Consider the following 21611-nt stretch of genomic DNA (forward strand, 5'->3'; position numbering starts at 1 on the left):
CATGGCCGGAGGCACATCCGGCTGGCCTGTTCCGCCCGCGGCGGAGCAGGCGGCGTTTGTGATCGATGCGGTGATGGCCGACCCGCTGGCCGTGACGGTCCTGCAGCGGGCGCATGGCCTTGGCCTTCCCGATTGGGCGCTGATGGCGGGCGCGGTCTACAAGGCCGTGTGGAATGCGCAGACCGGGCGAGCCGGTGGCCACGGGATCAATGATTATGATCTCGCCTATTTTGACGCCAGCGATCTCGGTGCTGACGCCGAGGCGGCGGTGGCGGGTCCGGCCGAAGCGCATTTCGCCGATCTGCCGGTTCCGGTCGAGGTCTGCAATCAGGCCCGCGTGCATATCTGGTTCAACGAGGCCTATGGCACGCGGCGTGAGCCACTGGCTGACACCACCGACGCGCTGCGCCACTTTGCCTCCCTGACCCATGCAGTGGCGATCCGGCTGGATGGTGATGGCCAGCCGGAATTGCTGGCGCCCTTCGGTCTCGATGCCGTGTTCTCGCAAACGATTCGGCCCGTGCCTGATCTAGCCGGTCCAGACGCCTGGAATCGCAAGGTTGCCGAGCAAGGCCGGCTCTGGCCCGAGCTGGATTTTGTTTCCATTCCCGTGTGACGCGAATTTTCCGACCCGGGTTTCAACTGTCCGGTGAGTGCGCGCAAGAAATCCTCTCCGAAACGTCGAATTTTTGTCAATCGCGCGTGAGGCGTATGGCAAGCCCGCCGCACAACCGCTAGGGTCGTTAACGGAAACCTAACGGCAAGATCGACGATCCTCGGGGGAGATGACGTCTGACATGGAGCGTGTAACCGCCCTTCTGGCCCAGGCCGCTGCAACGATCCTCGTCCTGATCGGGCTGGTCGTTGTGTTGGGCTACACCCATGCGCGCGCTTACGACGCCGGCTATTGTTCCGGGCAGTACTGTCCGGAAGCCAGCGGCGGCGGCTGGTGGCCGTTCGGCAATGATAGCCGGACGGGCGCACAGAATTCGCCACCGGTCCAACCCGGCCGTGTCAGCCAGACTGGCAGCGCCCCTGCCGGCTACCCGGATCCGCCTCCAAACGTGCGGCCCGGCGTCACCAATCCTGGCGACGGTTCTTTGCCGGGCGGGCTCAACGTATCGACCGGCGTTGCCGGCCCCGGTTCGTCGATCCAGGCCCGTCCGATCACCCGGCCGCCGGTCTTCACGCGAGACCCCGGTGAGCGAATCTGCACGCCCGACAGCTATGATGTCGATGACGGCGCCATCGCGCGGTGCTGGCTGCGTGTGGGAGATGCCTACCAGGCCGTCGACCGCATCGATGAAGCACGTGCGGCCTGGGACGAAGCCCTGCTGATCGGCTCCTCGGTCGGTGGCGCCCAGGCCTCACTGGTCGCCCACCAGCGCTTGCAGGCCGCCGTGCTGGAACGCTCCTGTCCGACCACGCCGCAGAGCCTGGCGCGGATCGCCTATGGCTTTGACCAGACCGAGGATGATGGCGACATCATCGAGCTGGCCCTGCGCCAGCGTGCCCTGTCGGCCCTGGGTTATTACAATGGCGAGATCGACGGCAATTACGGGCCGATGACCCGCCGTTCGGTGCGCGACTTCCAGAGCGATCTCGGCTTTGACCTGACCGGCGTGCTGACCCCGGCCGAGACCGTGACGCTGGTCTGTCACGCCGCGCTGACAGCCCGTGACGCTCACGCCCAGAATCTGCTCGGCATCATGTTCGCGACCGGTCTTGGCCTCGAGCAGAATATCGACACCTCGCTGGAATGGCTGGAAACGGCTGCCGAGCGCGGTCATGCCGGCGCCAATTTCAATCTCGCCGTGATGTATGGCACCGGCACCGTCCAGGGCAGCTACCGCCTGTGCGGCATCGTCGAGAGCCCGGAGCGCGCTGACAGCTATCTGCGCCGCGCCGCCGATCTCGGTCATGACCGCGCGCGTCGACTGCGCAGCGTGGTGGGCGTCAATGGCGAGCCGGGCGCGCGCTGGACCCGGATTTCCCAGGCCCTGATCGACGAGGCGCAGGAGAATGGCGACCGTTTCTATCTCGCCTGGCAGCGGCGCGTCGACGAAATGCGCCGGTCGAACGGCAATGAACTGCACCAGCCCGGTTGTTATCAGGCGGCAATGGATGGAGCCCCGCCTGCGGCCGAATAGGCGGCGGGATGATGGAGGATGAGGACGATGAAAACCTCGAAAACGATGTTAACGATCATGCTGGCCTCCGCAACGGCTCTGGGGGCCTGCGGTGGGCATACGCGCCCGCCTGCGGGGCCCACTGCTCCGGGTCCGGTGGTCCACCGGCCGCCGCCGGTGGCGCGGGACACGGTCACGCCGGCAGTCAACATGTGCATGGTCGACACCCTCGCCGAACAACGCCTTGAAATGCTGAGCGAAGTGCATGGCTATCGCGAGGCCATTCGCGCTGACGCGCTGGCAGGCGCCAATGTCGCCGATACCCGCACACAGGAGATCATCGCGGCATTCGAGACCGATCTGGATGCGTCCTATCGCTTCGCCACCGCGTCCTGTCGCACCTATAACCGCTGCCTGGAAGAAAACCGGTTTGACGAGGCCGCCTGCCAGGATACCGCCGCGCTGTGGCATGACGGGCAGGACCGCTTCCACGACCTCTCCGAGACCCTGGCCGATGTGCGCGAACGCATCGCCACGGGTTGCTCGGACTGTTCCGCGCCGCGCAGTCATGACCGTTCCCGCCGACATGGCCGGGATGGTCACACCGACCGTCGGCGTCAGTCCGACGAGACGATCGGCTCGGTCTTTTCCACCGACGGGCACTGATCCCCGGATTGCGTGTGGTGGGCCGCGCCGCCCGTGCGCCGTTCCGCCAGGGCTTGGCGCAGGATCTGGATGGCGGAGGTGGTGAACAGGCCAGCCATGATGGCGGCGACGATCAGGTCAGGCCAGGGTGAGGCCGTCCAGGCGACCAGCCCTGCCGCGACCAGAACCCCGACATTGCCGATCGCATCATTGCGCGAGCACAGCCAGACCGACCGTACATTGGCATCGCCCTCGCGCCAGCGCATCAGGATCAGCACGCTGGCCAGATTGGCCAGCAGGGCCAGCACCGCGATCGAGCCCATCAGGGCCGGCTCGGGCTGCTCGGTGAAAATCACCCGCCACAGGGCGAAACCGAGAATGGACAGGCCGATGGCCAGCAGGCTGATGGCCTTGATCATCGCCGCATTGGCCCGCCAGCGCGCCGGCTTGCCGATTACATAGAGCGACAGGCCGTAAGTCGCTGCATCGGCAGCGAAATCGAGGGCGTCCGCTTTGAGCGCCTGGGACCGGGCTGCGGCTCCTGCCAGCATCTCGACGCCAAACATGACGGCATTGATCGTGATCACGATCCACAGGGCGCGCCGGAAACCCGGGGCGCTGCCGTCGAAGTCCTGATGGTTTCCGCAGCTGGCTGACATGGCCTGTTCCTGTCATTTCAAATCAACTAGGGTCAAACCTAATCCCTCTAGTGACTGGAGGTTCAAGGGGTGATGTCAGATATTTCCATCGGCCAGCTGTCACGCCAGACCGGGGTCAAGGTCCCGACCATCCGCTATTACGAATCCATCGGGATGCTGGACGTTCCCGGCCGCTCTGCCGGCGGCCAGAGACGCTATGACGCCAGCCATCTCGAGCAATTGCGCTTTATCCGTCACGGCCGGGATCTCGGTTTTGGTCTCGATGATTTGCGGGCGCTGCAGGAGATGGCGCGCCAGCCAGAGACCTCATGCGACGCCGCGGACAGTATCGCCCGGCAGCAGTTGGCCGATGTCGAGCGGCGACTGGCCGGACTGCGCGCCGTTCGCACCGAACTCAAGCGCATGGTGGCCCAGTGCTCGCACGGCGCGGTCGATGACTGCCGCGTTATCCAGACCCTGTCGGACCATGGCCTGTGTGACGGCGACCACAGTCCGGACGGGCGCGCCTAGCCGCGACCCATCCGGTTCTTCCAGTAGCCGACATCCTCGGCATACTTGCCGACAATTTCGCCGAGCACGTTTTCCAGCAACAGGCTGTCGAAGCCGATCCACTCATCCTGGTTGATCTCGTCAATGCTCATCATCGAACGGCGCAGAAACCCGCCATAGATGATCAACATGCTGACAAACAACAGCACGAAGATGATGCCCAGATCAGCCAGCCGGGCCCCGGCGTCAAAGCCGGTCAGCTCGACGAGGGTGATGTTCAGCCCGGCCAGCACGGCCAGGAACAGCACCGGGACGAAGACCAGGTAGTAGCCGGAATTGCGCAACATCTGGAACATGATGTTGCGGACAAAACTCTCCAGGAAAAAGATCCGCATGGCGATCCACAGCACATTGGTGTGCCATTGCCGCGCTTCATGGGAGACCTTGCTGGCGTCGGTCTCCTGACCCACCGTTACCGACTTGGCCTGCCCGGCCGCGGTCCGGAAATGATCGTTCAGCCGGGCCAGATAGCGGGTCACGAAGTTCGACAGTTCGCGGAAATTATTGCGCTGGTAGGGCACATATTCGACGAAGTAGATCAGCCACATCAGGAAGGCCCCGCCCAGGGTCGACAGGGCGCCGAAGAAGGCCTGGTTCATGTCAGCGGCGCTCATGCTCGCAGGACCCAGACCCAGAGGTCCGGTCAGACCCAGCATGGCGTGCAGGTCGATGATCGAACCGTCATTGTAGAGCAGGTTGATGACCAGCACGAAGGCGATGATGGTCGAGAAGACGACTGTCAGCTTGCGCACATTCGAATTGATCGTCGAGCGCATCTGGTTGAGCAGATAGAGTGCGCCGTGATCGATCGGAAAATAGCTGGCGATCAGCGCCCCTTCCTCGTCCTCATAGAGATTTTGCGGATTGGCGGAGATTTTCACGCGGCCATTGAGAAACTCGGTGCCCTGCTTGAAATAGTCCTCGGCGACGTCCGGCGTCAGCTCGCCCGGAATGCGGATATAGCCGACCTTCACCGCCAGCCAGTGAAACAACAGTCCGCTGCGGCTCATGTGCGAGCGCTCATGCTCGAAACCGTCGCCCATCACGGATTCGGTTTCGGTCTTGTGGCGGGCCGCCCGTGACAGCGCCGCCCAGGCGCTTGGCCCCATATGGGCCGGTCGGACAGTGCCGGGTCCGGCCCGGGTAATGGCTCTCATGCCAAAGAGTTTGCCAAGGGGCCGGGTTATCGGACCGAGCAGGCGACCGAGCATTTGCAGCGGTATCTGGCGGGCAAGGGCGAGGACGAACAGGACCCCGATGCTGACCAACAGGATGATGCCACTCATGAATACCCCCTCACTCCGCAACGCCGGGCGCTGCCACAATCACAGTGGGAAGTATGGCACCGACACAGCCATAGCGAAAAGGGGGATGATGGGGTGAGGCTGTCCCGTCTGGACTCACACGCCGAGAAAGGCCGGGTGGTAGTGCAGCGTGGCGACGCCGGCATCCGGTGGCGCTCCATTCAGGGCGCGGGCCTGGAAGGCCGCCGCAAACTGCCCCTCCGGATCACCGGCCCAGGACCAGTTCCAGGTCGCCGCGGGCACAAAATCGAAGCGCTTGTAGTAATCCGGCTCACCCAGCACCACACACCAGGGCACGCCCAGCGTGGCCAGATAGGTCAGTCCGGCCTCGATCAGGGCGACACCAATGCCGCGGGACTGGTGTTCCGGCACAACGGCAACCGGCCCCAGCCCGACGCCGAACAGATCGTCAGCGTCTTCGGCTCGGGCCGTCACCGGCGAAAACATGACCGTGCCGACGACCGTGCCGTGATCGACCGCCACCAGCTCCAGCGTATCGGCATCGGCGGCGCGCAGGGCCGTCACAAGGCGGGCCTCGCCCGGGCCGGGAAAGGCGGTCTTCAACAGCGCATCGACACCGGCTTCGTCATCGGCCTCAAACGCGCGGATCTGCATCAGAAGGGCAGCCAGGCGCGGCGGCGTGAATAGGCCAGATAGCCGATATTGGCTCCGGCCCGCAGGCCGACGCCCGAACGGATCGGTGCCAGGGTGACTTCGTCGGCGCGTTGGTAATTGACGCCCAGCCCGGCGACGAAATAGGCCGTGCCCTCGACGCCCGGAAAGCGCTGGTAGAGGCGGTCCACATCGTCCAGATTATAGACCAGCACGAAGACCCGACTGGCATTGCCGCCGGCATCGAATCCGATCGACGGTCCGCGCCAGTAAACCTTCTGGCGTTCATTCAGGCCGCGCAGGGTGAGGTAACCCTCGCCATAGCGCAGACCGATCCCGGCGGCACCCGCGACCTCCTCGCCGGCGATATAGCCGACCGGTCGTCCGAGGTCTGAAAACACGCGCTCCATGGCGCTCGCCGCCGCTTCAGCGGTGACTCCGAAAAAGTCGGAAACCGCATCGACGATCTCGTCTTGGGAATAGGATTCGACCGGCTCGGAATACTCGCTCGGCTGGCCATAATCAGTGGTTTCCTGCTCCTGTGCGAAGACCGGCGCGGAAAAGCCGAAGGCAAGCGCAGCGATGACAGTCATGAGGGCACGCATGGAAAGCTCCATTGGCAAACGGGACCTGCCGCTTTTCGCAGGCGATTGGGGCGACAGAGCGGCGAAAGGGTTATGGCTTCGTTAACGTCGCTCCGCGACCGTGCCATGATTGCGCGATCGCGGGGAAGGGCGGGCACGCCATGACACAGACGAAACACGATGTAGCTGTCATTGGCGCCGGCCTGTCGGGACTGCGCGCCGCGCAATTGCTGGCAGATGATCTTGACGTCTGTGTCGTGGAAGCGCGCGACCGTGTTGGCGGTCGCGCACTCGCGCATACATTCGACAATGGCGATACCGTCGATGTCGGCGGCCAATGGGTCGGTCCGGGTCAGGACCGTCTTTACGCGCTCATCGAGGCCGAGGGGCGCACCACCTACCCACTGCACGATGCGGGCGACCGGCTGATGCTCAATCGCGGACGGTTGTCGCGGTATACGGGCACGATTCCGAAACTCGCCCCTCATGTCCTGGCCAATGTCCATTTGATGATGAGCGGCTTTGACGCCCTGGCGGCGCAAATCGACCCGGTCTCGCCCTGGCTGCATCCCAAGGCGGCGCTCTGGGACTCGATGACGGTTGCCGAATGGATGCGCAGGAAAGCCTGGACCCGCGACGCTTTCGACCTGTTCGCGGTCGGCATTGGCGCGGTTTTCGCCGCCGAGCCGCATGAAATCTCGCTCCTGCACGGTCTCTTCTACGCCCGCGCCGGCACCTCCCTCGACAATCTGGTCTCGACCACCGGCGGGGCCCAACAGGACCGGGTACATGGTGACATGGCCGGTCTGGCAGCTGGGATCGCCGACGGGCTGGGAGAGCGGGTACGTCTGTCCTCGGCCGTCCGGACGATCCGCTGGAGTGATGATGGCGTCGAGCTCGACACCTCGACCGGTCCGCTGGCCGCCCGGCGGGCCATTCTCGCCTTGCCGCCCAACCAGGCGATGCGGATCGACTGGGACCCGGTCCTGCCGGCTGCCAAGTCCGGCCTGTGGCTGCGCATGCCGCCGGGCGCCTGCATCAAATGTGTCGCGCAGTATGACACGCCATTCTGGCGCGATAGCGGGCTGGCCGGTCAGGCGGTCGCGCCGCAACTGGATGTCCGGGTCACTTTCGACAACACCGAGTCCGGCAAGGCGGCCGGGCAATTGCTGGGTTTCATTGAGGGGGATCACGCCCGCCTGTGGGCCGCCCGCGACCCGCAGCAACGCAAGGCCGCCGTGCTGAAAGCCTTCGCGGCCTGTTATGGCGAGCAGGCGCTTGATCCGATCGATTATGTTGACCAGGACTGGACGTCGGAGGTCTGGTCGCGCGGTTGTTATGCGGCCCTGATGGGGCCTGGCGTGTGGACAGGGCATGGCCCGCATTTGCGCACATCTCTGGGGCCGGTCCACATGGCCGGTACCGAGACCGCGAGCCAGTATTACGGATACTTCGAGGGCGCGCTGGAAGCGGCCGAACGGGCGGTGGGTGAAGTGCGAGCAGCACTGGAGGTCGGGTGATGTGCGACACGCTGGTCATTCGTGGCGGCGGGGCCGTCTGGTTTGCCAAGAATTCCGACCGCGAGCCGGGCGAGGTCCAGCGTGTCGAGCGACATGCAGCGGTGATCGATGACCCCACCGAAAAACTCGCCTGCACCCATATAGAGATTGACCAGGTCCCCGACCGGCAGGCGACCATCCTGTCGCGGCCCTCATGGATGTGGGGCGCCGAGATGGGCGTCAATGCGTCCGGCGTGGTGATCGGCAATGAAGCCGTGTTCTCGCGCAGGGTGATGAAGCGGGGCAAGGCCCTGCTGGGCATGGACCTTGTCCGTCTGGGACTGGAGCGGGGCGGCTCGGCACATGAATCGGCGGCGATCATCATCCATCTGCTGGAGACACATGGGCAGGGCGGACCGGCGGGCTGGCGCGACAAGGGGTTTCGCTATGACAACAGCTTCCTGATCGCCGATGCGGCTGAAATTCTGGTGCTGGAGACCTGCGGTCGCGACTGGCGGCTGGAGCGCGTGAAGCGCCACGCGGCGATTTCCAATGCGTATTCACTTGAAGGCCCTGTAACGATGGCCTCCGAGGGCGCGCCGACAGAAGGTTTTGGTGCCAATGACGAGACCTGGCTGCGCCCGAAATTCGGTCGCGCCCGCGAGCGCCGGGCCTGCGCGCTGAACGCACTTGAGGGCCTGGAGAAGCCGGATTTTACCGCTCTGGCCGGCATCATGCGCTCGCATGACCGGGGCGACGGTTTCACCAAGGGCTCGAACCGCGATCTGTGCCTGCATCATGGCGGCCTCATGCGCCCCAGCCACACAACCAATTCCATGCTGGTACGGATGGCGCCGGGCGAAGCCCCGGCCATCGCCATGACCGGCAGTAAGACGCCCTGTATCTCGCTCTACCGCCCTGTGGCCTTTGACGGTCCGTCCAGCCTGCTGTCGGACACGCTGTGGGAGAACGGCGCGGCGCGTCATGACGCGCTGGCCCGTGACCCGTCAGGCCGAAACCAGGTCCGCAATCGCATCGCCGCAGCGGAGGCGCACATCCTGCCGGCGATCGAGGCCGGACGTCCGGATGTCGCCGAAGCCCTGGTCACGGCCTGGGATGATCATGGTCTGGATGCGGGTAGCGGCAAGGCCGAAATCGATGCGCCGTCCAACTGACCGGCAATCCAGGCCGTGTCGCCGGCCACCAGTATATTGGCCCCGTCCGAACCCAGGTTCCACAGCGCCCCGCGCATGAAGGCGGTCGCACCCCAACGGGCATCGGTCGAGAAAAGGCGGTCGGCAAGGCTGTAACTCATCCAGGCGTCGCCTTCGGTGTGCCGGGCCATCACGGCCGGGTCGACATCGTCCGGCCAGCCGGTGGTATAGCCGCCCCAGGGCTGGTCCCAGACGCCGGAGGGTTGCAGATAGGCCGGCACCGCGATGATGCCGGCGCCGCCTTCGCGCAGCGCTGCGTAAACATCGGGATGCCAGCTGTCGGCACAGATCAGCACGCCCAGGCGGCCCGACGGCGTGTCAAAGACCGGCAGGTTGTCGACGGTTGCGGCGGCGGTGAAGCCGGCCTCATCGGGAATCGGGTGGACCTTGCGTACCAGAGCCGGGTCAATCGATCCGTCGGCATGGAAAACCGCCGAGACATTGTAGAGTGGTCCGTTGCCGGCAATCAGCCGGCCATCGCGGACCTGCGGCTCCGGCAATACGATCGAGCCGCCGACCAGCGTTATCGCGTTTCGTTCGGCCAGATGGGCGAAGACGCGTTGATAGTCCCGCGCCATCCGGTCTCCGCGCATGCGGAAGACGGCGGCGGCCATGCGGTCTGCTTCGTTCGAACGGAGGAAGGCGGCAGCAAAGGGCAGGGGGTTGGCGAGGATGAGGTGGGTCATGGCGCCTGTGGTCGTACCGGCGCTGAAGCTGGCGGCAGGTGCGTCGGCCGCGACCAGCCATGTGCCAATATGTTCCGGCATCACGACAATGCTGCCCGACGCCAGCAGTCCGGCATCGCGGGCCTCGGACAGATAGGCGTCGAGACGGTGTTCCAGCGTTGCCGCGCTGCGATAATCGCGGGTCCGCATCCATGGCTGGATGGCGACGAGGTGGGGGCTGTTCCCCGAAGCCGCGGGCGTGATCTCCGCCAGCTCGAGCTCACCGCCCACGATCGGCGCCGGTGGCGTCCGGTAGATGCCCCACAGGCCGCCCAGCAGGATCAGCGCAAACAGGGCGAAGGCCAGTTTCGGCATGTCGGTGTCTCCTTCGGCGGCGAAGGTGACGGTCCGGCGGCGTCAGATCAAGGCGCGGCTGCGGGGTGGAGCCGGGACTTTCGCTGTGCAGATGGTGAAAACTTCATTTTTGCGACAGGGCGTAGGCGGGTAGGGTGCGCGCAGGATTTTCCGGGGAGCATTCCAGATGCGCAAACTTATGATGATCACTGCGAGCACGGCCGCGCTTTTTGCCGCCGCCTGCACGCCTGCCGAAGACACCGCCGATACGGGTGAAACCAGCGCGATGACCGACACCACCGACACCGCAGCCAACGCGGCTGACACCGCGCCGGCCACATTCGACAATCCGCTGCTGGCCGAGTGGACCGGCCCCTATGGCGGCACGCCGGACTTCGACGCCGCCAGCCTTGATGATCTGAGCGCCGCGCTGCGTGAAGGCATGGCGCTGAACCTGGCCGAGATCGACGCCATCACCGCCAATCCCGAGCCGGCCACCTTCGAGAACACCATTCTCGAGCTGGAGCGCGCCGGTGCACCGCTGGGGCGTGTGTTCAGCCATTGGGGTATCTGGTCGTCCAACATGTCGTCGCCGGAATTCCGCGACATCCAGCGCGAAATGTCCGGCGAACTGTCGGCCTTCTCGTCGCAGATCACCCAGAATGAAGCCCTCTTCGGTCGCGTCCGTGCGGTCTATGAAGGCGAGGAAATGGCGACGCTGACGCCGGCCCAGCAGCGCGTCGTGCAGTTGACCTATGACGGCTTCGCCCGCAATGGCGCGATGCTGGAAGGCGAAGCAGCCGAGCGCTATGCCGCCATCAATGCCCGTCTCGCCGAACTGCACCGCACCTTCGGCAACAACGTGCTGAATGACGAAGAAAACTACGTCACCTATCTCAGCGAAGACCAGCTCGCCGGCCTGCCGGCGGACTTCGTTGCCGCTTCTGCAGCGGCGGGCGCGACGCGCGGTCATGAGGGCGAGTACGCCATCATCAATACCCGCTCGTCGATGGATCCCTTCCTGACCTTCTCGGACGAGCGCGATCTGCGCGAGCAGGTCTGGAACAATTATTATTCGCGCGGCGATAATGGTGGCGAGTACGACAACAACGCCGTCATCAGCGAGATCCTGCAGCTGCGCCACGAGCGCGTGGGCCTGCTGGGTTATGACAACTACGCCTCCTGGCGTCTGGAAAACCGCATGGCCGGTACGCCGGAGCGCGCCATGGAGCTGATGGAAGGCGTGTGGACCGCCGCTGTCGCCCGCATCGAGGAAGAAGTCGCCGACATGCAGGCCCTGGCCGATGCCAATGGCGATGACATCACCATCGCGCCCTGGGATTACCGCTACTACGCCGAGCAGGTCCGTTCGGCCCGCTACGACCTCGACAGTGAAGAGGTGAAGCAATACCTGCAGCTCGATAATCTGCGCGAAGGCATGTTCTACGTCGCTGGCGAGCTGTTCGGCTTTGCCTTCCGCGAACTGCCCGAGGGCGAGGTGTCGGTCTGGCACCCGACCGTGCGGGTCTGGGAAGTCACCAATCGCGAGACCGGCGAGAATGTCGGCCTGTGGTATCTCGATCCCTTCGCCCGCCAGGGCAAGCGTTCGGGCGCCTGGGCAAACTCCTTCCGTTCGCACTCGACGATTGATGGCGAGACCAATGTCCTGGCCACCAACAATTCCAACTTCGTCGAAGGCGCCCCGGGCGAGCCGGTCCTTGTCTCGTTCGATGACGCGACGACCTTCTTCCACGAATTCGGTCACGCCCTGCACGGCCTGTCGTCCAATGTCGATTATCCGACCCTGAATGGCGGCGTGCGCGACTATACCGAATTCCAGTCGCAGTTGCTTGAGCGCTGGGTGCTGACCGATCCGGTGGTCAACAACTACCTGACTCATGTCGAGACCGGCGAGCCGATGCCGCAGGCCCTGATCGACCGCATCCGGGCGGCCGCCAACTTCAACCAGGGCTTCTCGACCGGCGAGTATCTGGCCTCGGCGCTGATGGACATGGTCTATCACACCACCGATCCGGCCGAGATGAGCGATCCGGACACGTTCGAGCGTGAAACGCTCGAGCGTCTGGGCATGCCGGACGAGATCGTCATGCGTCACCGCTCACCGCATTTCGGGCATATCTTCTCGGGTGAGGGCTATTCGGCCGGCTATTACGGCTACATGTGGGCCGACGTGCTGACGTCCGATGCCGCCCAAGCCTTCGAGCAGGCACCGGGTGGCTACTATGACCCGGAAGTTGCCGCCGATCTGGTCAACTACCTGTTTGCCCCGCGCAACTCGATGGACCCGGCCGAGGCCTATCGCCTCTTCCGTGGCCGCGACGCCGAGGTATCGGCTCTGATGCGCGATCGCGGTTTCCCGGTCACCGAATAGGGCTTTTCAAAGCCTGATTGAGACAAGGCCGGCGGGGCAACCTGCCGGCCTTTTTCTTGCCGGCCTTTTTTGGCTGCGATGCGGGCGGATCAATCCGGCGGGTCGGTCACCCCGAAATGCGGGCCGGCGCCAAGGCCGGCGAGGCGGTCGCGCGGATTGTAGAGCTGGCAGGCCTTCAGCGACAGGCAACCGCAACCGATACAGCTGTCGAGACGCCCGCGCATCCGGGTCAGTTCCTCGATCTGCTGGTCGAGCCGGTCCTTGAGGCCGGGACTGATCCGGGCCCAGTCGGCCTGGGTCGGCGTGCGCCGGTCGGGCAGGGCGGTGAGGGCATCACCGATCTCGCGGATGGTCAGACCCAGTTGCTGGGCGATCAGGATGAAGGAGATGCGCCGCACATCGGCGCGTTTGAAGCGGCGCTGCCCGCCCGCATTCCGGCCCGGCTGGACCAAGCCCTTGTCCTCGTAGAAACGGATCGCCGAGACCGAGACGCCGGTGCGTTCGGCCAGCTGTCCGATGGACAGGGGATCACTGGCAGATGGCGATGTGACTTTTTTCGATTCCATAGCTTGACCTCAACCAAGGTTGAGCAATTATCTCACAGCCTGTTCCAGCGGCCAAGCCGGTCGCAGTACAGGAGATTCCGATGACAAATGCGATGCTTGAACACGTCAATGTGACGGTCAGCGACCCTGAAGCCACCGCCGGCCGCCTCACCGAATGGTTCGGCTGGCAGGTGCGCTGGCACGGCCCGGCCAAGAATGGCGGCACCACCTATCATGTCGGCAACAAGGACAGCTATGTCGCCGTCTATGCCTACGCCAAGCCGACTGAGACACCAACCGGACGGCTCAACCATATTGGTGTTCTGGTCGATGATCTCGACGCCACCGAAGCGCGGATCACCGCCAGCGGCATTCACACCCACTCCCATGCCGACTACGAGCCGGGCCGGCGTTTCTACTTCGACGATCCGGACGGGATCGAGTTCGAGGTGATCAGCTACGCCTGATCGGGCAGGGAATTCATTGGCAGGCAGGGCGGTTGTCGCTAGCGTCCAGGCATGGATGATCATTCCGCCCCGCCTTCCACTGACAAGGCCGACCCGAAACGCCCGCTCGCGGCAGCCCGCGCGCTTGATCCGGCTCGCTATGTCGGGCCGGAGGCCTTGGCGCTGGATCAGCGTGAGATCCTCGCCCGCGGCTGGCAGGTCGTGGCGCCGGCCAGTGCGCTGGCCGGGCCCGGTGATCACATCGTGCGCGAGATCGGCGGCGTGCCGATCCTGCTGGTGCGCAATGGCGACGGTCAGCTCAACGGGTTCTTGAATATCTGCCGGCACCGGGCCGGGCCGCTGGCCCTGTGCGATGGCAAGGGCGCCAAGCGCCTGCGCTGTGCCTATCATGGCTGGGCCTATGATCTGGACGGGCAATTGCGCACCGCGCCGGAAATGCAGGCCGCCGAAGGCTTCAATCATCACGATATCGCGCTGGAGCGGATCGAGGTCGAGGTCTGGGGCGGGCTGGTCTTTGCCCGCACGCGCCCGGGTCCAGCCTTCAACGAGATCATGGCCGGTATCGATGCGATTGCGGACACTGTCGCGCTGGCCGGTCTGAGCCATCATCATTCCCGCATCTATGACGTGGCCTGCAACTGGAAGGTCTATGTCGACAACTACCTGGAGGGCTATCACCTGCCCTTCGTCCATCCCGACCTGACGCAGGTGGTCTCATACCCCGATTACAAGACCGAGCTGGGGCGCTACTGGTCCCTTCAGCGTTCGCCGGTCGATGCCGAGACCGAGGCCTATGCGGCCGGTGAGGCGCTCTACTTCTTCATCTGGCCCAACACCATGCTCAATATCCTGCCGGGTCGCATGCAGACCAATCGGGTGGTGGCGAACGGGCCGGACGCCTGCCGGGTCGAGTTTGATTTCTACTATGCCGACGGTGAAGCCGGACGGGCCGAGGCCGATGACGCCTTCTCCGACAGCGTCCAGGACGAGGATCGCATGATCTGCGAGCACGTCCAGAAAGGCCTTGCCTCCGGCGCCTACCAGCCCGGTCGGCTTTCGCCCGACCAGGAGGCCGGCGTCTGGCACTGGCACAATCTGCTACGGGATGCCTACGCCGCTTGTGGCTGACGGGTTCTGCGTCCGGGGGGACAGACGAACATGACAGACCACAAGACGGCTGCGCACGACGCTGCCCCACTCGACAAGCCGGCCCACAAGGCGATCGGCTTTTGGGGCTGCTGGTCCCTGGTGGTGGGGATCATGATCGGATCCGGCATTTTCATGCTGCCCGCCGTCCTCGCCCCCTACGGCTTGATGGGGTTTTCCGGCTGGTTGGTGACGGCTGGCGGCTCGATCCTGCTGGCACTGGTGCTAGGCCGACTGGCCCATCGCACGACCCGGACCGGCGGCCCGATCGCCTATGCCCATGACGCGTTCGGCGATCTCACCGGCTTTCTTGTCGCCTGGGGCTATTGGGCCTCCTACTGGATATCCATCCCGGCCATTGCGATTGCCTTTGTCGGGTATCTGACTGTCTTCATCCCGGCCCTGAGCGCCTCGCCGCTGGCCCAGATGGGCTGCGGCCTGGCGCTGATCTGGGGGCTGGGCCTGATCTCGCTGCATGGCATTCGCGATGCCAGCATCGTGCAATTATTGACGACGGTCCTGAAACTGGTGCCGATCTTCCTGGTGATCGGCATCGGCTTTTTCACCGGCGATGTCGCCAACCTGCCGGAGGTCAATCCATCCGGTGGCGGTTTCTTCCCGGTGCTGGCCGCGACAGCGCTTTTGACCATGTGGGCTTTTGCCGGCCTCGAAGCCGGGACCGTGCCCGCCGGTGATGTCCGCGATGCCGCCCGCACCGTTCCGCGCGCCACCGTGATCGGCACAATCACGGTCGCCCTCATTTATATCGCCGCGACCGCTGCGGTCATGCTGGTTGTGCCGGCTGCCGATCTGGCCAGCTCGACCTCACCCTTCTCCGATGCGGCCCGTGCGCTGGGTAGCTGGGGCCCCGGCCTGATTGCCATCGGGGCGATGGTGTCCACGGCCGGGGCGCTTAACGGCATCATTTTCCTGTCCGGCCAGATGCCGATGGCTCTGGCGCTGGACCGGCTGGCACCCGCTGCCCTGGGGCGACGCAACAAGGGCGGCGCGCCGCAACTCTCCCTCCTCCTGTCGCTGGGGCTCGGCTCGGTCCTGCTGGTCGCCAATTACTCGCGCGGACTGGTAGGCGCCTTCACCTTCCTGGCGATGATGAGCACGGTCTGCCTCCTCCTGCCGCTGCTGGTCAGCGCGGTGGCCGAGCTGCGCCATTCCTGGCGATCCGCGCGCGGCTGGGCCATCATCGCCCTCGCCGCCGGTGCCTATTCCGCCTTCGCTGTACTGGGCTCGGGACTGGAAGTCCTGGCCTGGGGCGGCGTGCTGATCCTGGCCGGCCTCCCAGCCTATTGGCTGGGCAAGCCGAAGGCGGTGACAGTGTAGGCCAGGCGCCGCATTTATATCCCCAGATCCATCCCTCCTTCCATTTTTCCCGGAGTCGCGCAGCGTCATCCGGGATCAACGGGAGACTCATCGCCTGCCGGACAGGCCTGTCGGTCCCGGCTCTCAGCCCCGCAATTGCGGGGCTGCGGCCGGGAAAAATGGATTTGGTTTGAGAGGGATAGGCACGCGGCAGCTGGCGGAGGGCGGGCGTATGCGCCCGCGAAAGCGGGTGGCCGGGATGACAATTGCGCCGGAAATCGGAACTTATCCCCGCCCTACGCACCCACAACCGTCATCCTGACGAAAGTCAGGACCCAGTCTCGCAGGCGCGATTTCGCTTGGCATGGCAAAGACTTCGCGTCGCAGTCTGGGTCCCGATTGCCATCGGGATGACGGTCTGTGGAGTGGGGATAGCCATAAACTTATCCTCGCCCCTTCCGCCCCATCGCATAATCCTCCCGTTCCCAGGCCATCTTGAGGCCCGGATTGGTTATCCGGGGGCGTGGGGAGGACGGAGCTCGTCCGGTTGGGTGGAGTTGACCACCACCAGACCCGGCGTGGCCATCGGCAGGACGGCGGCACAAAGCTCGACCGTTTGATCCTGTCGGTTTCGAGACGGGACCCGTAAGGGATCTGAGTAAATCTCCGTGTGCGAGGTGCCCCCGGCGCCACCCACGAACACTTCCATAGCTAGGCACCGGCAAGGCACCTCGCACCCCTCAACGGCCCAAACCGCCAGGTGGAAACACCGTGGCGCGGGCAAACCTGTCGATCACTTCAAACATCAGGAAAGGAGACCTCTTGGCCCGCCTTCCCGCCCGCCCTTCGGGCATTGCGGTCTGACGCGCTCCGCGTCGCCAGGCGGGCGGGAGGGCCGCTGAACGTCGGACAGGTAGAATTAGCGCGCATAGCGGCGCTAATTCTACCTGTCCCCATTTCGCTCAAACAGCCTATCCCGCTTGGCCAAACCCGTTGTCGATGCTACCTGCCCGCTCCATGACCATAGATCCGTCCCTCATCCGCAATTTCTCCATCGTGGCGCATATCGACCACGGCAAATCCACGCTGGCCGACCGCCTGATCCAGGTGACGGGCGGACTGACCCAGCGCGAGATGAAAGAGCAAGTGCTCGACAATATGGAACTCGAGCGTGAGCGCGGCATCACGATCAAGGCCCAGACCGTGCGTCTCGACTACACGGCCAAGGACGGCAAGACCTATGTCCTCAACCTGATCGACACGCCCGGACACGTTGACTTCGCCTATGAGGTCAACCGCTCGCTGGCCGCCTGTGAAGGCTCTTTGCTGGTCGTCGATGCCTCGCAGGGCGTCGAAGCCCAGACCCTCGCCAATGTCTACCAGGCGATCGAGGTCAATCACGAGATCGTGCCGGTGCTCAACAAGATCGACCTTCCCGCCGCCGAGCCGGATCGGGTCAAGGAGCAGATCGAGGACGTGATCGGGCTGGATGCCTCGGACGCCGTCGAGATCTCGGCCAAGACCGGCCTGGGTATCGAGGATGTGCTGGAAGCCGTTGTCACCCGCCTGCCGCCGCCGGCCGCCGGCGACCCCAACGCGCCCCTGAAGGCGATGCTGGTCGATAGCTGGTATGACCCCTATCTCGGCGTCATCTGCCTGGTGCGGGTCATCGAAGGCACGCTGAAGAAGGGCATGAAAGTGCGCTTGATGGGCACGGGTGCGACCTACCCGGTCGACGGGGTCGGCGTGTTCCGGCCCAAGAAAGAGGCCATCGACAGCCTCGGCCCGGGCGAGCTGGGCTATCTCAATGCCTCGATCAAACAGGTCCGCGATGCCCGCGTCGGCGACACCGTCACCGATGACCGGCGTCCGGCCGAAAAGGCGCTCACGGGCTACAAGCCGGCCCAGCCGGTGGTCTTTTGTGGTCTCTTCCCGGTCGACAGTGCCGAGTTCGAGGATCTGCGCGAGGCGATCGAGCGCCTGGCCCTCAATGATGCCTCCTTCTCCTACGAGATGGAGACCTCGGCGGCGCTCGGATTCGGTTTCCGCTGCGGCTTCCTTGGCCTGCTGCACCTGGAAGTCATCCGCGAGCGTCTCGAGCGCGAATACAATATCGAGCTGATCACCACGGCGCCGTCGGTGGTCTATCGCCTGCACATGAATGATGGCAGCGAGATCGACCTGCACAATCCGGCCGACATGCCGGACCCGGTCAAGATCGACACCATTGCCGAACCCTGGATCAAGGCGACCATCCTGGTGCCGGACGAGTATCTGGGCGGCGTGCTGAAGCTGTGTCAGGACCGGCGCGGCAACCAGATCGAGCTGACCTATGCCGGCAATCGCGCCCTGGTCGTCTATGAGCTGCCGCTCAATGAGGTCGTGTTCGACTTCTATGACCGCCTGAAATCGATTTCCAAGGGCTATGCCTCGTTCGACTATCAGTGGATCGAGGACCGCGTCGGCGATCTGGTCCGCATGTCCATCCTGGTCAATGACGAACCGGTCGATGCGCTGTCCATGGTCGTGCACCGGGCCCGCGCCGAGCTGCGGGGCCGGGCCATGTGCGAAAAGTTGAAAGAGCTAATCCCGCGGCACATGTTCAAGATCCCGATCCAGGCCGCCCTGGGTGGCCGCATCGTCGCCCGCGAAACCCTGTCCGCCCTGCGCAAGGACGTGACCGCCAAATGTTATGGCGGTGACGCTTCGCGCAAGCGCAAGCTGCTGGACAAGCAAAAGGCCGGCAAGAAGAAGATGCGCCAGTTCGGTAAGGTCGAAATCCCGCAGGAAGCCTTTATCGCCGCCTTGAAGATGGATGATAACTGATCGGGGCTTGCCAAGTGAGGCAGACGCCCCATCTTTGTGGCCAGACAGACGGCATCACACGGGGAGTTTCCTGATGCGCCATATCCTTGCTGCCAGCCTGGCCGCCACCATTGCCCTTGCCGCCCCCGCTCTCGCCGAGCTGGACGCCGGCGATGCGGCTGCCGACTTCACCGTGTCTGGCTTCCAGGCCGGCGAGCCGGTCTCCTTCCATCTTGCCGAAGCGCTCGCCGAGGGACCGGTGGTGCTGTTCTTCTTCCCGGCGGCTTTCACCTCGGGCTGTGAAGCCCAGGCGGCGGCCTTTGCCGAGGCGATTGATGATTTCACCGCCGAAGGCGCGACCGTGATCGGTGTGACCGGTGGCAATACCGACCGTCTGGCCGAGTTCTCGACCCAGCATTGCGCCTCGGCCTTTCCGGTCTTCGCGATCGAGGACGGCATGGCTCGTGACTATGACGCGCGCATGATGATGCGTCCGGGCTGGACCAATCGCACCTCCTATGTGATCGATCAAAATTCGACCATTGCCTTTTCCTGGTCGGAAATGAGCCCCTATGAGCATGTTGATCAGACGCTTGCCGCCGTTCGGGCGCTGAATGTCGAATAATATTGCTTGGCGGGTGGCCGGAGTGGCGACCCGTTAGCGATATCATGCGGTGGACAAGTCCGCCTGCATCGTGTTGCGGTGCGCCATGAAAAGCGGCGATTCTGGCCGCGTCCATGCGCCAAGGAAAAGCCGCGATGTCTGACCCCGCCCACGCCGGTTCCGTTGTCCTGTTCGAGAATGTCCATCCGGTTGCGGATGTGGCCTTTGGCGCGGCGGGCTATTCGATCGAACGCCATGCCGCTGCGCTGGAGATCGCCGATCTGCACACCGCGCTGGGTCCGGCGGTGCTGGCGGGTATCCGCTCGCGCACCAAGATGAACCGGGCCGCCTTCGACGCGGCGCCGAACCTGCTGGCCCTGGGCTGTTTCTGCATCGGTACCAACCAGGTCGATCTCGACGTGGCGGCGGCTCGGGGCATCCCGGTCTTCAACGGACCGTTCGGCAATACCCGCTCGGTCGCCGAGCTGACCCTGGCCTCGATCATCATGCTGATGCGCGGCATCCCGATGCGGTCGGCGGCGGCGCAGCGCGGCGAGTGGCAGAAGTCGGCCACCAATTCGCACGAGGTCCGGGCCAAGAAGCTGGGCATTGTCGGCTATGGCAATATCGGCTCGCAATTGTCGGTGCTGGCCAGTGCGCTCGGCATGCATGTCTATTTTTACGACACCGAACCGAAGTTGGCGCATGGCAATGCCCGTGCCTGCGCCAGTCTGGATGAATTGCTCGAGATCTCCGACGTCGTGACCCTGCACGTGCCCTCGACCGAGCAGACCCGCAACATCATGGATGCGGCCGCCATCGCGAAGATGAAAAAGGGTGCCATCCTGATCAACCAGGCCCGCGGTGACCTGGTCGATATCGATGCTCTGGCCGGCGCCCTGGAGCGCGGCGACCTGATCGGCGCGGCTGTCGACGTTTTCCCCAAGGAGCCGGCGTCCAAGGACGAGGCCTTTGTCTCGCCGCTGCAGAAATTCTCCAACATTATCCTCACCCCGCATATCGGCGGTTCGACGCTGGAGGCCCAGCAGGCGATCGGTGAGGATGTGTCGGGCAAGCTGGCCCGTTATGTCGCGCTGGGTGCGACCAAGGGGGCTGTCAACGTACCCGAAATCGAGCCGGGCCACGTCAAGCCCGGCCGGACGCGTCTGTTGAGCTTTCACTCAAACGCGCCCGGCTTCCTGTCGCGCCTTAATGACGCGGTCAGCGCCTCGGGCGCCAATATCGCCGCGCAGCACCTCGAGACGCGGGGCGAGCTGGGTTATGTGGCGGCCGATCTGGAGGGGGACATCCCGAGCGGGTTCATCGATCACGTCCGGGCGCTCGACGGATCGATCCGGGCGCGGCTGGTGCGCTAACCGGTTGCTTCCCACTTCCGGCGACTGAGGCCGACAATCAGCAACCACCCAGCGAGAATGAATTCGGGCAATGCCGCCGACAACAAGAGCAGGCCGCCAACCCCGTCCAATGCCGGCAAGGCGAAATGGACAATGCCGAGTGCCAGGTAGCTGAACCCGGACACGCCCATCGCCAAGCCGAGAATGGCCGGGAAAAAGGGTGCCCTGAAAAGCAGCACGCCAAGACAGAGGCAGTGCAGGCCGAACAGCATGAGGGCGAGGATATAGCCCTCATTGTGGAGCGCCAGTAAGGTCAGTGCGGCCTGACCCGCCATTATGGGGTCCAGTTGTGCGGCAACGGGTGAGTCACCCAGTAGAAGCAGGGGTGCGATCTGCGCGAGCAAGGCCACGGCCAAGGCGCCGCTCATGACCAGGCGGATGGCCAAGGCAAACAGGGCCACACCCCGGTCGACCGGGGCCAGCAGGCGGTAGAAAGTCACTGCCAGCACGACGTCCAGACACAGGACCGTGAAATCGGCGAGAATGCCGAGGCGAAGCAGGCCCGTCTGCTCGCGGATCCGGTCGGCAGTCGCGCTGGCAGCCTGCCAGTCGATCAGTTCTCCGCGGACGGCGATCTGGGCAAAAATGCCGCACAGGATGATGGCGAGATAGGCGAGGCCCGACAGGCGGGCGAGGGTGACGGGATTGTCGGGGCGGGGGGCAGAACTCATAACGACTCCGGTTTCAGCGTGGAACATGGTGCCAC

Annotated in this window: 20 protein-coding genes; 13 read left to right on the top strand and 7 right to left on the bottom strand. The window is 64.5% G+C overall.

Annotation, left to right across the window (positions count from 1 at the left end):
- The first annotated feature begins 1 nt into the window (after position 1).
- The 3 genes from ACN0X9_RS00305 (at position 2) to ACN0X9_RS00315 (ending at position 2795) form a co-directional block, all read left to right on the top strand.
- Positions 2-616, top strand: a complete 615-nt coding sequence (locus ACN0X9_RS00305) for a nucleotidyltransferase family protein (protein WP_417485638.1) — start codon at positions 2-4, stop codon at positions 614-616.
- Between the two features lie 181 nt (positions 617-797).
- Positions 798-2150, top strand: coding sequence for a peptidoglycan-binding protein (locus tag ACN0X9_RS00310; RefSeq protein ID WP_417485639.1), 1353 nt, complete (start codon positions 798-800; stop codon positions 2148-2150).
- A 195-nt stretch (positions 2151-2345) separates the two neighbouring features.
- Positions 2346-2795 carry a hypothetical protein gene (locus ACN0X9_RS00315; protein WP_417485640.1) on the top strand — a complete coding sequence of 150 codons (450 nt, stop codon included), beginning with the start codon at positions 2346-2348 and terminating at the stop codon, positions 2793-2795.
- On the opposite strand, the gene ACN0X9_RS00320 is transcribed toward ACN0X9_RS00315, so the two are convergent.
- Positions 2747-3433, bottom strand: coding sequence for a cation transporter (locus tag ACN0X9_RS00320; protein ID WP_417485641.1), 687 nt, complete (start codon positions 3431-3433; stop codon positions 2747-2749). The genes ACN0X9_RS00315 and ACN0X9_RS00320 overlap by 49 nt on opposite strands.
- A gap of 72 nt (positions 3434-3505) precedes the next feature.
- Here ACN0X9_RS00320 and ACN0X9_RS00325 point away from each other — a divergent pair, with 72 nt between their 5' ends.
- Positions 3506-3943 (top strand): MerR family transcriptional regulator, encoded by a 438-nt coding sequence (locus ACN0X9_RS00325; protein WP_417485642.1) that lies wholly within the window; start codon positions 3506-3508, stop codon positions 3941-3943.
- Here ACN0X9_RS00325 and ACN0X9_RS00330 read toward each other — a convergent pair.
- The 3 genes from ACN0X9_RS00330 to ACN0X9_RS00340 form a co-directional block, all read right to left on the bottom strand.
- Positions 3940-5268, bottom strand: a complete 1329-nt coding sequence (locus ACN0X9_RS00330) for a hypothetical protein (RefSeq protein WP_417485643.1) — start codon at positions 5266-5268, stop codon at positions 3940-3942. The two genes, ACN0X9_RS00325 and ACN0X9_RS00330, sit on opposite strands and share 4 nt — an antisense overlap.
- A 114-nt stretch (positions 5269-5382) precedes the next feature.
- Positions 5383-5901, bottom strand: a complete 519-nt coding sequence (locus ACN0X9_RS00335; protein ID WP_417485644.1) for a GNAT family N-acetyltransferase — start codon at positions 5899-5901, stop codon at positions 5383-5385.
- Positions 5901-6503 carry a DUF1134 domain-containing protein gene (locus ACN0X9_RS00340; protein WP_417485645.1) on the bottom strand — a complete coding sequence of 201 codons (603 nt, stop codon included), beginning with the start codon at positions 6501-6503 and terminating at the stop codon, positions 5901-5903. Before ACN0X9_RS00340 ends, ACN0X9_RS00335 begins: the two co-directional genes overlap by 1 nt.
- 140 nt (positions 6504-6643) lie before the next feature.
- Here ACN0X9_RS00340 and ACN0X9_RS00345 point away from each other — a divergent pair, with 140 nt between their 5' ends.
- Together ACN0X9_RS00345 and ACN0X9_RS00350 are read left to right on the top strand one after the other, a co-directional pair.
- The gene (locus tag ACN0X9_RS00345) at positions 6644-8002 is read left to right on the top strand and encodes a flavin monoamine oxidase family protein (protein WP_417485646.1); all 1359 of its coding nucleotides are present in this window, start codon (positions 6644-6646) and stop codon (positions 8000-8002) included.
- Complete coding sequence (locus ACN0X9_RS00350; protein WP_417485647.1) at positions 8002-9156, top strand: peptidase family C69; 1155 nt, start codon at positions 8002-8004, stop codon at positions 9154-9156. Before ACN0X9_RS00345 ends, ACN0X9_RS00350 begins: the two co-directional genes overlap by 1 nt.
- On the opposite strand, the gene ACN0X9_RS00355 is transcribed toward ACN0X9_RS00350, so the two are convergent.
- Positions 9102-10235, bottom strand: coding sequence for a nitrilase-related carbon-nitrogen hydrolase (locus ACN0X9_RS00355; protein WP_417485648.1), 1134 nt, complete (start codon positions 10233-10235; stop codon positions 9102-9104). The genes ACN0X9_RS00350 and ACN0X9_RS00355 overlap by 55 nt on opposite strands.
- A 166-nt stretch (positions 10236-10401) precedes the next feature.
- Here ACN0X9_RS00355 and ACN0X9_RS00360 point away from each other — a divergent pair, with 166 nt between their 5' ends.
- Positions 10402-12606: a M3 family metallopeptidase gene (locus ACN0X9_RS00360; protein ID WP_417485649.1), complete on the top strand. Its 2205-nt coding sequence runs from the start codon at positions 10402-10404 to the stop codon at positions 12604-12606.
- An 89-nt stretch (positions 12607-12695) separates the two neighbouring features.
- Here the strand turns inward: ACN0X9_RS00360 and soxR are convergent, their stop codons facing one another.
- Positions 12696-13172 carry a redox-sensitive transcriptional activator SoxR gene (gene soxR / locus ACN0X9_RS00365; protein ID WP_417485650.1) on the bottom strand — a complete coding sequence of 159 codons (477 nt, stop codon included), beginning with the start codon at positions 13170-13172 and terminating at the stop codon, positions 12696-12698.
- An 80-nt stretch (positions 13173-13252) separates the two neighbouring features.
- Between soxR and ACN0X9_RS00370 the strand changes: the two genes are divergently transcribed.
- From ACN0X9_RS00370 to serA, 6 genes are all read left to right on the top strand, one after another.
- The gene (locus ACN0X9_RS00370) at positions 13253-13618 is read left to right on the top strand and encodes a VOC family protein (protein WP_417485651.1); all 366 of its coding nucleotides are present in this window, start codon (positions 13253-13255) and stop codon (positions 13616-13618) included.
- A 51-nt stretch (positions 13619-13669) separates the two neighbouring features.
- A complete protein-coding gene (locus tag ACN0X9_RS00375) occupies positions 13670-14746 on the top strand; it encodes an aromatic ring-hydroxylating oxygenase subunit alpha (protein ID WP_417485652.1) in 1077 nt (358 codons plus the stop codon).
- 30 nt (positions 14747-14776) lie between these two features.
- Entirely contained in the window at positions 14777-16102 is a 1326-nt protein-coding gene (locus ACN0X9_RS00380) for an amino acid permease (protein WP_417485653.1), read from the top strand.
- A gap of 996 nt (positions 16103-17098) precedes the next feature.
- Positions 17099-18907, top strand: coding sequence for a translation elongation factor 4 (lepA, locus tag ACN0X9_RS00385; protein ID WP_417485654.1), 1809 nt, complete (start codon positions 17099-17101; stop codon positions 18905-18907).
- 73 nt (positions 18908-18980) lie between these two features.
- Positions 18981-19511 (top strand): peroxiredoxin, encoded by a 531-nt coding sequence (locus ACN0X9_RS00390; RefSeq protein ID WP_417485655.1) that lies wholly within the window; start codon positions 18981-18983, stop codon positions 19509-19511.
- 134 nt (positions 19512-19645) lie between these two features.
- Entirely contained in the window at positions 19646-20866 is a 1221-nt protein-coding gene (gene serA, locus ACN0X9_RS00395) for a phosphoglycerate dehydrogenase (RefSeq protein WP_417485656.1), read from the top strand.
- On the opposite strand, the gene ACN0X9_RS00400 is transcribed toward serA, so the two are convergent.
- Positions 20863-21576 (bottom strand): DUF4386 domain-containing protein, encoded by a 714-nt coding sequence (locus ACN0X9_RS00400; protein ID WP_417485657.1) that lies wholly within the window; start codon positions 21574-21576, stop codon positions 20863-20865. The genes serA and ACN0X9_RS00400 overlap by 4 nt on opposite strands.
- Between the last annotated feature and the right edge of the window lie 35 nt (positions 21577-21611).

Source organism: Maricaulis sp. (genome assembly GCF_048268525.1).
Taxonomy (GTDB): domain Bacteria; phylum Pseudomonadota; class Alphaproteobacteria; order Caulobacterales; family Maricaulaceae; genus Maricaulis.